15 protein-coding genes are annotated in these 15,360 nt (G+C 46.7%); 8 read left to right on the top strand and 7 right to left on the bottom strand.

All coding sequences use genetic code 11. The features are described 5' to 3' along the window. The first annotated feature begins 11 nt into the window (after positions 1–11). Positions 12–776 carry a 2-dehydro-3-deoxy-D-gluconate 5-dehydrogenase KduD gene (gene kduD / locus AB447_RS22025; RefSeq protein WP_048354047.1) on the top strand — a complete coding sequence of 255 codons (765 nt, stop codon included), beginning with the start codon at positions 12–14 and terminating at the stop codon, positions 774–776. A gap of 46 nt (positions 777–822) precedes the next feature. Here the strand turns inward: kduD and AB447_RS22020 are convergent, their stop codons facing one another. Next, the gene (locus AB447_RS22020) at positions 823–1,956 is read right to left on the bottom strand and encodes a zinc-dependent alcohol dehydrogenase (protein ID WP_048354048.1); all 1,134 of its coding nucleotides are present in this window, start codon (positions 1,954–1,956) and stop codon (positions 823–825) included. A gap of 148 nt (positions 1,957–2,104) precedes the next feature. On the opposite strand from AB447_RS22020, the gene AB447_RS25975 reads away from it, so the two are divergent. Continuing rightward, the gene (locus AB447_RS25975) at positions 2,105–2,251 is read left to right on the top strand and encodes a hypothetical protein (protein WP_156183675.1); all 147 of its coding nucleotides are present in this window, start codon (positions 2,105–2,107) and stop codon (positions 2,249–2,251) included. Between the two features lie 24 nt (positions 2,252–2,275). On the opposite strand, the gene AB447_RS22015 is transcribed toward AB447_RS25975, so the two are convergent. Continuing rightward, positions 2,276–3,649 carry a sugar porter family MFS transporter gene (locus AB447_RS22015; RefSeq protein ID WP_057957749.1) on the bottom strand — a complete coding sequence of 458 codons (1,374 nt, stop codon included), beginning with the start codon at positions 3,647–3,649 and terminating at the stop codon, positions 2,276–2,278. 302 nt (positions 3,650–3,951) lie between these two features. Here AB447_RS22015 and AB447_RS22010 point away from each other — a divergent pair, with 302 nt between their 5' ends. Beyond that, positions 3,952–4,908: an LCP family protein gene (locus AB447_RS22010; RefSeq protein WP_048354049.1), complete on the top strand. Its 957-nt coding sequence runs from the start codon at positions 3,952–3,954 to the stop codon at positions 4,906–4,908. Between the two features lie 171 nt (positions 4,909–5,079). After that, positions 5,080–5,940 carry a Cof-type HAD-IIB family hydrolase gene (locus tag AB447_RS22005; RefSeq protein WP_048354050.1) on the top strand — a complete coding sequence of 287 codons (861 nt, stop codon included), beginning with the start codon at positions 5,080–5,082 and terminating at the stop codon, positions 5,938–5,940. A gap of 231 nt (positions 5,941–6,171) precedes the next feature. Here AB447_RS22005 and AB447_RS22000 read toward each other — a convergent pair whose 3' ends face one another. From AB447_RS22000 to pgsB, 5 genes are all read right to left on the bottom strand, one after another. Beyond that, on the bottom strand, positions 6,172–7,374 hold the full coding sequence (locus AB447_RS22000; RefSeq protein ID WP_411801507.1) for a C40 family peptidase: 1,203 nt from the start codon (positions 7,372–7,374) through the stop codon (positions 6,172–6,174). Between the two features lie 448 nt (positions 7,375–7,822). Next, the gene (locus AB447_RS26410; RefSeq protein WP_096891938.1) at positions 7,823–7,990 is read right to left on the bottom strand and encodes a hypothetical protein; all 168 of its coding nucleotides are present in this window, start codon (positions 7,988–7,990) and stop codon (positions 7,823–7,825) included. After that, positions 7,987–9,156, bottom strand: coding sequence for a CapA family protein (locus AB447_RS21995; RefSeq protein WP_048354052.1), 1,170 nt, complete (start codon positions 9,154–9,156; stop codon positions 7,987–7,989). The genes AB447_RS26410 and AB447_RS21995 overlap by 4 nt, the downstream gene beginning before the upstream one ends. A 19-nt stretch (positions 9,157–9,175) precedes the next feature. Then, on the bottom strand, positions 9,176–9,625 hold the full coding sequence (gene pgsC, locus AB447_RS21990; protein WP_046130123.1) for a poly-gamma-glutamate biosynthesis protein PgsC: 450 nt from the start codon (positions 9,623–9,625) through the stop codon (positions 9,176–9,178). Between the two features lie 15 nt (positions 9,626–9,640). After that, complete coding sequence (gene pgsB, locus AB447_RS21985; protein WP_048354053.1) at positions 9,641–10,822, bottom strand: poly-gamma-glutamate synthase PgsB; 1,182 nt, start codon at positions 10,820–10,822, stop codon at positions 9,641–9,643. Between the two features lie 786 nt (positions 10,823–11,608). Here pgsB and AB447_RS21980 point away from each other — a divergent pair. The 4 genes from AB447_RS21980 to AB447_RS21965 are packed head-to-tail and all read left to right on the top strand — an operon-like array spanning position 11,609 to position 15,359. Continuing rightward, entirely contained in the window at positions 11,609–12,598 is a 990-nt protein-coding gene (locus AB447_RS21980) for a LacI family DNA-binding transcriptional regulator (protein WP_048354054.1), read from the top strand. Beyond that, positions 12,591–13,472 carry a ribokinase gene (rbsK, locus tag AB447_RS21975; RefSeq protein ID WP_057957748.1) on the top strand — a complete coding sequence of 294 codons (882 nt, stop codon included), beginning with the start codon at positions 12,591–12,593 and terminating at the stop codon, positions 13,470–13,472. The genes AB447_RS21980 and rbsK overlap by 8 nt, the downstream gene beginning before the upstream one ends. Beyond that, positions 13,469–13,864, top strand: coding sequence for a D-ribose pyranase (rbsD, locus tag AB447_RS21970; protein WP_048354055.1), 396 nt, complete (start codon positions 13,469–13,471; stop codon positions 13,862–13,864). Before rbsK ends, rbsD begins: the two co-directional genes overlap by 4 nt. 25 nt (positions 13,865–13,889) lie before the next feature. Further along, positions 13,890–15,359, top strand: coding sequence for a sugar ABC transporter ATP-binding protein (locus AB447_RS21965; protein WP_048354056.1), 1,470 nt, complete (start codon positions 13,890–13,892; stop codon positions 15,357–15,359). The last annotated feature ends 1 nt before the right edge of the window (position 15,360 follow it).

Raw genomic sequence — 15,360 nt, 5'->3', positions numbered from 1 at the left:
ACGTGAATCAGATGGGTTTTCTTGAATCATATTTTTCTCTTGAAGGGAAAACCGCTCTTGTCACAGGGCCGGGCACAGGAATCGGCCAAGGCATCGCCGAAGCGCTTGCCAAAGCAGGCGCTGATATTATCGGCACAGCCCACACAAGCAGCCTCGATGAAACAAAGCGGCTCATTGAAGAAGCCGGCAGATCGTTTGTTTCTTATCAGCTTGACATGGGGAATATCGATGAAGTCGAAGCCTTCGCAAAAGAAGTGTCCGCCCGTCATCAAATCGATATTCTCATCAACAACGCAGGGACGATCCGCAGAGAAAAAGCGGCCGAGTTTTCCCGCGAAAACTGGGAGACGGTCATCAATGTCAATTTGAACAGCCTGTTTACGCTTACGCAGGCGGTCGGCAGGCAAATGATCGGGCGAAAGCAGGGGAAAATCATCAATATCGCCTCCCTCCTTTCGTTTCAGGGAGGCATTCTCGTTCCCGCTTATACGGCGAGCAAGCACGCGGTCGCCGGATTAACGAAGTCATTCGCAAATGAATGGGCCGCGCATAACGTTCAGGTGAATGCGATTGCTCCCGGTTATATTGCGACAAATAATACAATGCAAATCCGCGAAGACGAAAACCGGAATGCCGAAATTTTAAAACGAATCCCGGCGGAGCGCTGGGGACAGCCCGCTGATATCGCAGGCGCAGCGGTGTTCCTCTCATCGCCTGCCTCCGATTATGTAAACGGGCATGTTTTAGCTGTCGACGGCGGATGGCTTGCGAGATAAAAGTTGAAGGCTGCCGGCGAACGCCGGCAGCCTTCAGTGCGTCAGATTATGGTTTTAACACCACTTTGATGCAGTCATCCTCATGATCGTTGAACAAATGATAGGCGCGGCTCGCTTCCGCAAGCGGTAGCCTGTGCGTAATGATTTCTTTCGGGTCAAATTCCCCGGCTTCGATTTTCCGGAAAATGTCCGGCATTAAATGGATTACTGGCGCCTGCCCCATTTTCAGCGTCACATTTCTGGCGAAAAAGGCGCCGAGCGGGAACATATTATAGTTGCTTCCATACACTCCCGTGATTTGCACCGTGCCGCATTTTCTGACCGCCTTCGTGGAAATCTGAATCGGTCCGAGCGTTCCGCCCTGAAGCTTTAATTTTTGCTCTATATACTCAAGCGGCGATTTTTTTCCGTCCATACCGACACAGTCTATGACGACATCTGCGCCGCCTTTTGTGATTTCCTTCAGGTGCTCTCCCATGTCGGGAAATTCCGTAAAATCAAACACCTCTACATTGTTCAAGGCTTTGGCCTGTTTTAAACGGTAGTCCAGGTAGTCGACGGCGATGACCCGTTTCGCGCCCTCCATCCAGGCGAATTTTTGCGCCATTAAGCCGACCGGTCCGCAGCCGAGGACGATGACCGTATCCCCTTTTTGGACGCCTGCGTGAAGCACGCTCCAATAGGCTGTCGGCAGGACGTCGGATAAAAACAGGAGGGACTCGTCCTCAAGCTCGCACGATTCGGGAATGACAAACGGCGTAAAGTTGCCAAACGGCACCTTCAAATATTCGGCCTGTCCGCCGGGATGATTGCCGAATTTCTCCGAATATCCGAAATATCCGCCCGAATCATAATGCGGATTGGAATTGTCGCATTGGCTTTCGAGTTTATTTTCACAATAATAGCAATGCCCGCAGGCGACCGTAAACGGTATGACGACCCTGTCGCCTTTTTTCACCTTTGTCACGTCAGGTCCTGTTTCCTCGACGATTCCCATCGGCTCGTGCCCGAGCTGAAACCCTCTCGGAAGCGGAAAATTCCCCTGATAAAGGTGCAGATCAGATCCGCAAATCGCCGTAGATGTAATCCTGACGACGATATCGTCCTTTTTCTCAATCTTGGCGTCCTCCACCCGGCTGACCTCAATATGCTGCGGCCCCTGAAAAGTTACTGCTTTCACTCGTTAAACACTCCCATTATATTGAAGTATCTATAGTTTTGGATAAAGCGCCGATCTTATTCACTTAAACAAACGTTTGATTAAAAGACGAATGATCGGAAGCATCCATTCATACATAAAATAAACGAATGTTTCGGGAGGTGCAGCCATGCTGCTAGAAATATTGGTCGGCGGAATGTTTGTATTCATCGTTTTCTTTTTGGTTTTCCGCGGGATCAAATCGGGGCATTTGCCCCGATTTGACGATTCTCCGGAAGAGGACGCCCGTGAAGAAAAAAACGACAAACCGCAGTAAAAAGGATGGCGGCATCCATCCTTTTTACTGCTCCGCTGCCCGGCTTTCGGCTTTCAAGCTGCCGCCGTGCTTTTCCTTTAAATCGTGTTCTATTTCTTCAAGGCTCTTTCCCTTTGTCTCCGTTACTTTGAAAAAGACGAACAGGAATGCAGCGATCCCGATTACAGCATAGCAAAGGAACAAATAGCTGATGCCCATTACTTCAAGAAGCGGCGGGAAGCTCAGCGTCACGATGAGGTTTCCGGCGTGGAGCATCAACGTCGATACCCCCGTTCCGATTCCCCTGACGTGAAGCGGGAACAGTTCGGGGAGCATCACCCAGACAATGGGCCCCCAGCTGACAGCAAACACCACGATGAAAATACCTAAGCAAATAACCGTCGTCCATGCCGCTCCAGTGGTATCGCCAAAAAAGATGTTGGCCGCTGACAGCACGATCAGGCTGATGACCATCCCCGCATTTCCGACCAGCAAAAGCGGCTTTCTGCCGATCCGGTCGATCATGCGGATCGCCACAAGCGTCATCAGTACGTTAACCGTCCCGATGCCGACCGTTCCTAAAATAGCGGCTGAATCTTCAAAGCCGACATTTGTAAACGTTTTTGGCGCATAGTAAATAATCGTATTCGTCCCGATAAATTGCTGGAGAAATGCGAGGCCGAGACCTGCAATCAAAGCCGGGCGAACCCATGGCTCAAAAAGCTCTTTCAAGCCTCCTTTATCCTGCTGTTCCGCATTCTTGATTTCAGTTATCTCCTGCTCAACCCTCTTTTCGCCTCTCATCTTGTTCAGAACCGCTCTCGCTTTTTCCTCTTTCCCCTTTGCGAGCAGCCAGCGCGGGCTCTCAGGCATGAAAAAGATGCCGATCAGAAGAGCGATTGACGGTACAAGCCCCAAACCGAGCATCCAGCGCCATGCACCCGTATCGCTAAACGCATAATTAATCAAATAAGAAATGAGAATCCCGATCGTAATCATCAACTGATTCAGCGAAGAAAGAGCGCCTCTTGACTCCTTCGGCGCCAGCTCTGAAAGATACAGAGGAACGATCGTTGTCGAACAGCCGACAGCAAGTCCGAGCACGATTCTAAAGGCCACCATATATTCCATCGTTGGCGCCAGCGCCGTACCCAGCCCGCCGATGCAAAACAGGAGGGCCGCAGACATGATCGCCTTCCTTCTTCCAAAGCGGTCTGTCAGCTTTCCCGAAAAACCGGAACCGAACATCGCTCCGATTAAAATTGAGCTGACGACAAGCCCTTCTGTAAATGCATTCAGCCCAAGTTCCTCTTTCATAAACAGGATTGCTCCGGAAATAACGCCAGTGTCATAACCGTAAAGAACCCCTCCCAATGCTCCGAAAAAATAGAGCCAGCTATTCGGCCTATTTTTACTCATTAATAAACTCCTCCTCTTTTCAACAAGAGTGCTGATGTCTTTATGAATCTTTTACCTTATCTCTAATTCTTCAAACATCAAGAGTAAATTCCATTAAAAGGAATGCGATTAAATGAAACATTTTTATGATTTTGACGTCATATTATAGGCGTCAAAAATAAATAGCAGCAAAACGCCGAATCCCCGCGCCCGGAAACTTGATATATGGTAAAATCTAATATTGTGAAACAATATTTTTATAAAAATTTGAACTTATTCAACAATAATGGTACGTTTCAATAAATAGAAGAGGAGATTACAAAATGTCACGATCGCAACGAACGAAGAAAAGAAAACTAAGAAAATGGGTCAAATACTCATTGTTCTTGATCGCTTTAATTGTGACGGCTACAGCAGCCGCAGGCGGTTACGCCTACTATAAAGTCGCCAGCGCATCAAAAGAGGCGCATATCGACCTCGCAAGGGGAAGCCAATCCGTTAAACGGATTAAAGAATTCAATCCGGCCAAAGATAATTTTACAGTCCTCCTGATGGGAAATGACGCACGACCTGGCCAGGATATGAATAAAGAGCGAAGCGATGCCATGATTCTCGCTACTTTCAACCGAAAAGACAAGTCTGTAAAACTGCTGAGCATTCCACGGGATTCTTATGTAAATATCCCCGGACACGGATTGGATAAAATCACGCACGCCCACTCGCTTGGCGGCCGGGATCTCAGCGTGGAAACCGTTGAGAATTTGCTTGATGTACCAGTGGATTATGTAGTTGATATCAATTTTACCGCCTTCGAAGAAATTATCGATGAGCTGGGCGGTGTTCCGGTTACGATTAAAAATGAGTATATCGTCAAACAAATTACAAAAGATACAAAAGGCAAAGTCAATCTCACAACCGGTTCTCAGACGCTGAACGGCGAAGAAGCCTTGGCTTATGTCAGAACGAGAAAAGCGGATACCGACTTAATGCGCGGGCAGCGGCAGATGGAAGTGATAAAGGCGATCATCAGCAAATCCAAATCGATTACTTCTATTCCTGCATATGACGATATCCTTGACACACTCGGAAAAAATGTTTCGATGAACTTGTCACTAAATGACGCGATCGGATTGATTCCGTTTATTTCATCGCTCCAATCAGTTGATTCCCTTCAGTTGAAAGGAAGCGATTATAAGCCGGGGAAAGTCTACTATTTCCAGCTTGATCAAACAACTCTCGCCGAAATCAAACAGGAATTAAAGCAGCAATTAGGCTCATAATACGAAAAAGGATGATCTGGCATCATCTTTTTTTGCTTTATATCCTCACGATTTACTATTGAAAAAAATGAAATTTAGGTTTAGCCTTTTTACATAACAGATTTTATAGAAAGTTGTTTTTTTGCCTCTGAAAAACAGAAATCCGCTTTCACAGGAGGTCATATTTACATAATGAGGTTAATTGCAATCGATTTAGACGGAACCCTTTTAAACGCCGAAAGCAAAATTTCCGCTGAAAACCGTGCCGCTATCAAAAAGGCGCTTATCTCAGACTGCATTGTAGCGATCTGCACAGGAAGGGCAACGTTTGACGTAAAAGCGCTGCTCAACGGTTTGGACATTCCGATTATCGCCGCAAACGGGGGAACGGTTCACGATTTCAACTATAAACTGCTCAGCCGGACCTTAATGGATCGGGAAACCGGGCAGAAAACCGCCAAATATTTGACAGAACAGGATATTTATTTCGAAGTATATACGGATGATGCCCTTTTATCGCCGTATGACGGAAAACAAAAGCTCGAAGCCGAGCTTGATATTGTCGCAAGCGCCAATCCGGATGAAGACAGGGACACGCTGTGGCAGGGAGCGCTGACACAGTTCAAACAATTCGGGATCAAGCCGGTTCCCGATATTCGCAAAGTATTTGAAAGCGATGAAAACATTTATAAGCTGCTTTGCTTTTCGTTTGATACGGAGAAACTCAAGAAAGCAAAAGCTGATCTGTCGGCAAATCCGAAGCTCGGACTCACTTCATCAGGAAAGCATATAATCGAAATTCTCCCTGCCGAATCAGGCAAAGGCCGGGCGCTTAGAGAATTTGCGAAACACTACGGCATTGAGAAACAGGATATTTATGCAATCGGCGACAGTCCGAACGATTTATCAATGTTTGAAGAAGCCGGCCACCGAATCGCGATGGGAAATGCGATCGATGAGTTAAAACATATGAGCATGTTTATTACGAAAAGCAATGACGAAAATGGCGTCGCTTATTTTATCAACAAGCTGCTGGAAAACGAATATCATTAAAAGACAAAATCCTAAAAAGGTTTAAAGTTTTTAGGATTTTGTCATCCTTTCCGCACGGTCTGAAACCGGTGCAGTCTAGGAAACCGAGCATCGGATTTTCGACGGCGTTGTTCAGATAGGACGTCCGTGCACTTCACCGCCGTTCCCTGACACGGTGACGATGGCTTATAATCTGACAACGAATGCAAGGGTTTGTCAACACACTGAAACCGCTTGATGCTTTAAGCGGTTTTATTGAATTCTGATGCTTCCGACGTATTTATCCTTCCAATACGAGCTCGTCTCCATATCGGCAGTCGTCACGCCTGAAGACAGGGTGACCAAGACGACTTGGCCGTTTCCGATGTAGATCGCAGGATTAAGGGTGGTCGTTCCTTTGAAGAACACAATATCGCCTGCCCGAAGCTCTCTTTTTTTAATGCTGACGCCTGCTTTGTACTGCTTATCGGCATAGCGCGGAAGTTCGATGCCTGCTGCCGTTTTATAAACATATTGGATAAACCCGGCTGTATCAAAACCGTTCCGAGGCGTTGTACCGCCTTTTTTGTACGGGACTTCGCCAATATATTTGATCGCTTCAGATACGATCGGATTATTCGGGAGCGACAGATTCTCAAAGCGGCGGATACCCGTAAATTTCTTTTGCCAGTATGAAGCAGACAAGTAAGAGATCGTCACTTTATCCGAGCGGCTCGCATGGATGAATCTGCCGCCGCCGGCATAAATACCGTTATGCGATATGCCTGGCTTGTACGTGTTGCTGAAAAAGATGACATCTCCCGGCTGTATATCCTCCAATTTCACTTTTTTGCCGACTGCCCATTGCTGTTCTGCCGATCTTGGCAAATATACGCCGAGCGCCTCTCTAAACACATATTGGGTCAGGCCGGAACAATCAAATCCGATATCGGGGAACGCACTTCCAAACACATAAGGAACTCCAATGTAATCGAGGGCTTTTTGAACGACAGGATCATTGGATATTGCCGGCTCTTTCGTAATTCTTCTCGCCTGTTGATAGGACGAACTCCAATAGGTGCTGCCTTCAAGCTTTGTAATGGAGATTCCGTCCGATTTCGTGCTGTGAATGATTTGACCTTGTCCTAAATAAATGGCGACATGCGTCGGTCCGTCTGATTCAAGGGCAGCGTTTTTGAAAAAGACAAGGTCGCCTTCCTCAAGATCCTCCCGGTCCACCTTTGTCCCAAGCTCCGCCTGCTCCTTTACCGTTCTCGGAAGCGAGACGTCAAGCGCTTCTTGAAACACGTACTGCACAAAGCCTGACGGATCAAAACCTTTCTTAGGCGAGGCGCCGCCATAAGCGTATTTTGTTCCTTCGAATTTTTTTGCCGTTTTTGCAATATATTCGCCTTTCTCCTCTGCCTTGGCGATTTTGCCGCCAGGCCAAAATGGAAGCATTAAAAACGCTGCCATCACGATAAATAAAAGCATCCGTTTGTACGAAGTTATTTTCTCCAATTGATCTTTTCCTCCTCTTTTTTCTCTATCATCGTCGGTTTTACTGGGATATTTAAGGGTTGGGCTGATTCAATATATCGTTTGAAGCGTGAGAAGAAATGGCAGGCAACGAATGATCTTGCATTTCAATACATCTGAGGGGTAATGATGCAGCAGTAGGTGAGAGACATGAGGTGTTTGTTTCATCCCGATTGGCCGTTTTCAACAAAGCCGGGTATCATTCGCAGTTTCTTCTTTGATTGGGCTTTTACCCCTTAAAAGAATACAATAAACGCCGGCTGTTACCAACACCAAAATCCTCCTGAATTTTTATAAAACTTTTTTCCCTGATTGCTTATGAAATTTGTCGCTGATCCCGAAAAAAAAGACTGCCGAGATGCTCTCGAACAGTCTTAGGGATTGCTTATTGCTCAGCGCCTGTTGTGTTATCCTGCTGACGCACTTTCTGCATTTCCGTTGAAATCTTTGCTTTTTCGTCGCTTGACAGTTCATCAGTGTATTTAAAAGCGGACATGAAGGAAATGATCAGAACGAGTCCTACAAACGGCCATAGCGCTTTAACAAATTTCATTTGTTCGTCACTCCGTTTTCGTTATTTTTCAGTTTGTCGGTATGATCGACTTCAAACGTTAATTTTCCGTTTTCCTCTTTCCACTCCAGGTTTGTCCCTTTTGTCAATTGGCGGAAAATCGCTTCCCGCTTCATGAAATCGCTCTTGCCCAACGGCGACGGCGTTGCTTCGCGAATATTGAGAGGCGTGACCTCGAAACGGCCTTTGCCGTCGTTCATTAAATGGTATTGAACAAGCGCGCTGTCGCGAGTTCTTGACCATCCCTGGTCAAAGACGAAGTTTCCAAGGCTGTAAAAAATGACTGTGCCTTTATATACTTCAATCGGTTCAAGAACGTGCGGGTGAGCGCCGATGATTATGTCAGCCCCCGCATCGGCGATCGCTTTTGCCAAATCTTTCTGCCTGTCGTTCGGTTCGTTGTCATACTCCTGACCCCAGTGAACATGCACGATGACGAGATCGGCTTTTTTGGACGCTTCCGCAATCATCGGAATGAAAATTTTCGGGCTTAACGGCAATACTCCGCCTCTGTCCTTTTTCGCTGTAAAATTTTTCGTGTAGGTGTCTGTAAATCCGAGCGTAGCAATGGTTTCACCGTTCACATTCTGATAAGATACATGCTGCTTCGCATCATCGAGGTTTTTGCCTGCGCCCACGAGGCCCAAATTCTCCTCTGTGAACTTATTAAGCGTATCATCCAAACCGTTTTGCCCGTAATCCATCGCATGGTTGTTGGCGAAATTCAGCACATTGAAATTCATTTTTTTCAAGGTTTCCACAGACTCCAGATTGGTTTGAAGGTGAATGTTCTTGTCTGCGGGTTTGTAGTCTTTTTTATTGGTTGCCGGGTTTTCAAAGTTTCCTGTTATATAATCTGACACATCAAAGTATGGCTTCACGTGTTTGAAAACACTTTCTGAACCATGCAGCTTTGTCACTTTTTCTACATTTCTTCCCATCATGATATCACCGACAAAGGTTGCCGTCAGTTTAGCGTCCGTTTGCTTCGCGACTTGTTGAGGAGTTTTGGCGCTTCCAATCCAGGTGAAGACAAACATGAGACAAAATATAACAGGCAATGCGATAAGAACATGTTTATTCGTTTTCTTTTTCTCCTGCTTTGTCAATTTCAGCAGCTTTTCCTGAAAGTTCAGTTGTTTTTTCATCGTTTTGACACACCTAACTTTAGATTAGATAGTAAGCATACATAATGACGAATGTTGCTCCGCTTAACAAAAGCGTGCTTCCGAGCGTAATGGTCAGCCCTTGTCTTTGGATGGTATTGGCGATTAATCCCGGAACGATGATACCGATTCCCCTGAATTCCGCAATCTCAAACGGCATGGCCGGGTAGATGAAATCAAATCCGATTTTCAGGAGAATACCCGTAATCAGCATTGCCGCAAATTTTCTGCGTCCGTACAAAATCATGATTTTTGAAAGTCCGAATTTTACGATTACATATGTCAAGAGACTGACAAAAAGGACGAGCAGCATGAAAATCGGCTGATTGAACACAAGCCCCAAATAACCTGGTACGACAAGTCCCGCCGGTACAATTCCCGTTTTTTCTGCAAATATTAGACTGAGTAAAACTCCTAATATGAGGGCGATATATAAATCTGATCCAAACATTTTGTTCCCTTCCTCCTAGCTAACGAGCTGTTTAATCTTGTAATCTTGAATTTTTTCGATGAGAGGCTCCGCTGCTCCGTGAATATTGCCGACTCCGTAAATGACGCGGCCCTCTAATTTATTTTTCAGCATGTGCATAATTTCTTCCGTCGTTTTGTACTCCAAATCAAACAGCTTGTCCGCAGGAATTTTGCCTGCTTCATACGCTTTGACGATCGGCTCTGTCGTTTCTCCAATCAGCACAAGTTCACTTGCCTCAATATAAGGAAGGACATCATCTGCAAACTGCTGTGTCCTGTCTACCCGGTCGGCGCGGCAGTTCATAATGATGATCGGCTGATCCGTCGGATAGCCTATTTCTTTCACGCGCTTCCATATGTTTAATGTGGAAGCGGCATCATTTGCCGCAAAACCGTTAACGAAATGGCCGGGGTTTTTGGCGTTCATAAGCGGCAGAATCCTCATCGCTCCCGGATCAGGCGGCGCATTCAGCATGCCTTTAAAGGCCGTTTCTTCGTCAATTCCCAACGCTTGCGCGACCCCGAGAGCAAGCGACGCATTATCCGGAAACACCATATACTCAAACTGGCGGAGATAATCATCCGTTATTTTCGAGTTATCTGCGATGATGACTTTCGTATTTCGTTTTTTGGCAACTTCTTTAAAGAAATCCGTATACGGGCTATCCGTAATCACCAAATGGCCGTTATAAGGAATCGTTGCCGTAAAAGCTTCTGCGATTTCATCCAAAGTCGGCCCCATGACATCCATGTGATCTTCAAGAACGTTTACAATTACCCCGATATTAGCCTGAAGCAATTCTTCCTGAAAGATGATTTGGTAATCAGGGTTAACGGCCATACACTCGCTGACGATCGCATTGGCTCCCCTTTCCACCGTCTCTTTCATGACTTCCTTTTGTTCACCGATATTCGGCCCTTGAGGCTTTCTTTTAATCGGCTTTTCTTCCGGTGTGTCCCAATAAATCATCCTTGCATCAGTCCCGGTTGTTTTTCCAACTGTTTTGTAACCTGCTTCGATTAATATCCCTGTTGTTAACCTTGTCACCGTGGACTTTCCGCGTATCCCGTTGATGTTTACCCGGACCGGCAGCGCATCGATGTTTTGCTGATGGCGCCTCTTTTCATAAATGCCGATCCCAACAACGACCACACAGGCTAATAGCATTACCCACATTGTTTGTCTACATCTCCTTCTTGGAATCTGATTGTAAATTCATTCATCAGTATATAGGTTCAATATGAAATCACAATCGGCATTATGTAACAGAAAACGACTTTATTTTTTGTGACAAAGATCATCTCACTTACGTTACTAATACCTACCCTCATATTGATAATTTTGGAAATCAACAGTTCTTATCTCTCACTTATTTTTCAACACATTTTAATGTATGCGTTTTCAAAAGTACTCACATTTCGTTTTGTACGTTTATCCCTATTTTCTGTGAAAGGCTGAAAGATGGATTGGCAATCAATCATTAAACGTCCGAAATCCGCTTATCATCGGGAAAACACCGGTGTTTTCGTTTAACTTTTCATCTGCATCCAGTTAAAAAAGTCACCATTTCTGACTGAAAAAGAAAAATCCGTCCCACGACAAAAAGACTATATCTGAAAAACGCTCATTTCCTTTCTTCAATGAACGGGATTGATTAACAAAACCAAACAATTTGTGAGCCGATCGATTCACCTCGTTTTATCGTTTTTTAGGTTATAATCCTAGGATTTAAACTGCTCTTAAATTTTTTGATCTATATTTCATCAAACTTTAACATTTTTAATTTTTCTTACTATTCTATTGTTTATGAATTCGACATATTTATGATTCCGTCCCTATATTTTTCTTCCATATATCATTGTTTTGCAGAAATACAGTCTGGGAGTTTTTTTCATTGTCAATGTTTCAAGCTCGTGATACCCTTTATGTAAACGGTTACACATAGAGGGGGTGAAATCTTCGTTGGCCACGATTAAGGATGTCGCACTCGCCGCTAAAGTATCCGTCGCTACGGTTTCCCGCGTTCTAAATGAGTCCGGATACGTCCATGAAGAGACGAAAACCCGGGTTCTAAAAGCGGTAGAAGAGCTGAATTATCACCCGAATGAAGTAGCCAGATCCCTCTATAAAAGGGAATCGCGGCTGATCGGGCTGCTGCTGCCCGACATTACAAACCCGTTTTTTCCGCAGCTGGCCAGAGGCGTCGAAGATGAGATTCATCAGCATGGCTTTCGTCTCATCTTCGGAAACAGCGATGAAGATCTTGAAAAAGAGCTCGACTATTTGCAGACATTTAAACAAAATCACGTCGTCGGCGTGATTTCAGCGACAAATTATCCAGATGCGCCAAATTACAAAGATTCATCAATGCCGATCGTCTTTCTGGACAGAACGGGTGCGCATGCGCCGTCTGTTTTTGCGGACGGCAGAGAAGGCGGCCGGATCGCCGCTTCAGAAATCATAAAACGACACTCGAAGCGAATCACACTTATGAAAGGGCCGGGTCATTTGCAGACGGCAAAAGACCGGTTTAACGGAGCCCTCGATATATTAAGTAAAGCCGACGTCGACTTTCATGTCATGGCGACCGAGACGTTTTCTTTTCCGGAAGCGCAGCAGCGGGCTGCCGAGCTGTTCTCCTTCTATCCCGGAACAGACGGTATTATCGCAAGCAATGACATTGTGGCAACGGCCGTTTTGCACGAAGCGTTAAAACGTAAGATCAAAGTTCCGGAGGACCTGCAAATTATCGGCTTTGACGATATTCCGCAAAGCGAATTGCTGTTTCCTCCCCTGTCCACGATCAGACAGCCCGCTTATGAAATGGGAAAAGAAGCGGCAAAATTGCTGCTTTCAGTCATGAAAAACGAATATATTGAACAATCGGCTGTGCAAATGCCGGTGACTTTCATTGGAAGACAAACGACGAGAAAGGCGGATGACAATGAGTAAAATATGCGTAATCGGCAGCTCTTCAATGGATTTGGTCGTGACGTCCAAAAAACGTCCGAAAGCCGGGGAAACGGTGCTTGGCGATTCATTTCAGACCGTTCCCGGCGGAAAGGGCGCAAACCAGGCGGTCGCTGCGGCAAGATTGGGCGCAGAAGTGTACATGGTGGGCTGCGTAGGCGATGACCATTACGGGAAAGCGATCCTGGACAATTTAAAAGCGAACGGTGTTTTGACAGACTATGTGGAACCGGTTACAGGTACAGAAAGCGGCACAGCCCATATCGTACTCGCAGATGGAGACAACAGCATCATCGTCGTCAAAGGAGCGAACGACCATGTGACGCCCGACTATGTCAAACGGGCGCTCCCGGCCGTTCAGCAGGCGGATATCGTACTGATCCAGCAGGAAATTCCGGAGGACACCGTCGATTATGTCAGCGGGCTGTGCAAATCGTTCAGCACTCCCCTGCTGCTCAATCCGGCGCCGGCGCGGCCGCTCAGCCCGGAAACGATCGAAAATGCGGCGTACATGACGCCGAATGAACACGAAGCATCGATTTTGTTTCAAGGCCTTTCCCGTGAAGAAGCGCTAAAACGGTTCCCGGGTAAACTGTTCATCACAGAAGGCAAAAACGGCGTCCGCTACCACAATGGGACCGAGGAACGGCTCATCCCTTCATTTCCGGTTGAACCAGTTGATACCACAGGCGCCGGAGACACCTTCAATGCCGGATTTGCCGTCGCTCTTTCAGAAGGCAAGGATATCGAAGCAGCCCTGCGTTTTGCCAACCGTGCAGCATCCCTGTCCGTATTACAATTCGGCGCACAAGGCGGAATGCCAAAACGGGCCGAAGTGGAGCGGGCGCTGTCATGAAAAAATACGGCATATTAAACAGCCATATCGCCAAAGTGCTCGCCGACCTCGGGCATACCGACATTATCGTCATCGCCGACGCCGGTTTGCCCGTTCCGCCCGGGGTTCTGAAAATCGATTTGGCTCTAACCCTGGGAACTCCCGGCTTTCAAGACGTCACAAAGCTGATTGCCGGAGGAATGGCCGTCGAAAAGGTAACCGCGGCTGAAGAAATTAAAACAGGCAATCCGGAGCAGGACGCATTTTTACACGAACACTTTGCAAAACAGACGATTGAATATATGTCACACGAAGCATTTAAAGAAGCGACGAAGCAGGCAAAAGCCGTGATCCGTACCGGGGAAGCAACCCCTTATGCAAACTGCATATTGCATGCCGGGGTGATTTTTTAAATAGAAGGAAGGTGCAGCAGGTGTAATGAAGGACATCTATAAAGCATTTGGTCAAAACCGGGTGTTAACAGGCGTTTCCTTCGAGCTTCACGAAGGCGAAGTCCATGCCTTGATGGGAGAAAACGGCGCCGGAAAATCAACTTTGATGAATCTATTAACAGGCCTTCACAAGCTTGACAGCGGAACGATCAAAATTAACGGCAGAGAAACCTATTTTTCCGGTCCGAAAGAAGCTGAACAACAAGGCATTGCCTTTATCCATCAAGAGCTGAATATTTGGCCTGACATGACCGTATTGGAAAATCTGTTTATCGGCCGGGAGCTGTCTTCAAAACTCGGATTTTTAAACAGCAAGAAAATGAAAGCGCTAGCAAATGAGCAGTTTGAAAAACTTGGAGTCTCCATTTCTCTAGAAAAAGAAGCCGGGCTCTGTTCTGTGGGCCAGCAGCAAATGATAGAAATCGCCAAAGCGCTGATGACCGATGCAAAGGTGATCATCATGGACGAACCGACCGCAGCCCTGACTGACCGGGAAATCAACAAATTGTTTGCCGTCATCGAATCGTTAAAGAAAAACGGCGTATCCATCGTCTATATTTCCCACCGCATGGAAGAAATTTTTGCGATTTGCGACAGGATTACGGTGATGCGCGACGGAAAAACGGTCGATACGAAAAACATTTCCGATACCGATTTTCATGAAGTCGTCAAAAAGATGGTCGGCCGGGAGCTCACAGAGCGCTATCCTGAGCGGAACCCAAAACCCGGCCGAACCGTTCTTGAGGTCAGGGGCGCAACGAAAAAAGGATTATTTGAAAATATCAGCTTTCACGTCCGCACCGGTGAAATCGTCGGTGTCTCCGGGCTGATGGGCGCAGGCCGCACGGAAATCATGAGAGCGATCTTCGGCCTTGATCCGCTCGATGCGGGCTCCATTTTGATCGGCGGCAAAAAAGCGGTGATCAAAACGCCGAGCGACGCGGTGCAAAAAGGCATCGGCCTGATTACTGAAAACCGGAAGGACGAAGGGCTCGTGCTTGACGCATCGATTCGGGAAAACATCGCCCTGCCGAATCTCGCAAGCTTTTCCCCTAAAGGGTGGATCGATCACAAAAGCGAACAGCAATTCGTCGACCTTTTGATCAAGCGGCTTATGATCAAAACGGATTCTCCGGAAACACCGGTCGGCAGCCTTTCAGGCGGAAACCAGCAAAAAGCGGTAATCGCCAAATGGATCGGCATCGGGCCGAAAGTGCTGATCCTGGATGAGCCGACACGGGGCGTCGATGTCGGGGCAAAAAGGGAAATTTATCAGCTGATGAATGAGCTGACAGACCGCGGCGTCGCGATCTTAATGGTCTCCTCCGAGCTTCCCGAGATTCTCGGAATGAGCGACCGTGTGCTTGTCATCCGCGAAGGAAGCTTAAGCGGAGAACTATCACGGCAAGACGCCACACAAGAACGGATTATGACACTCGCTACAGGAGGGCTGTAAC

The sequence above is a fragment of the Bacillus glycinifermentans genome (genome assembly GCF_001042475.2).
GTDB lineage: Bacteria > Bacillota > Bacilli > Bacillales > Bacillaceae > Bacillus > Bacillus glycinifermentans.
This window is presented reverse-complemented; position numbering and strand designations above follow the sequence as displayed.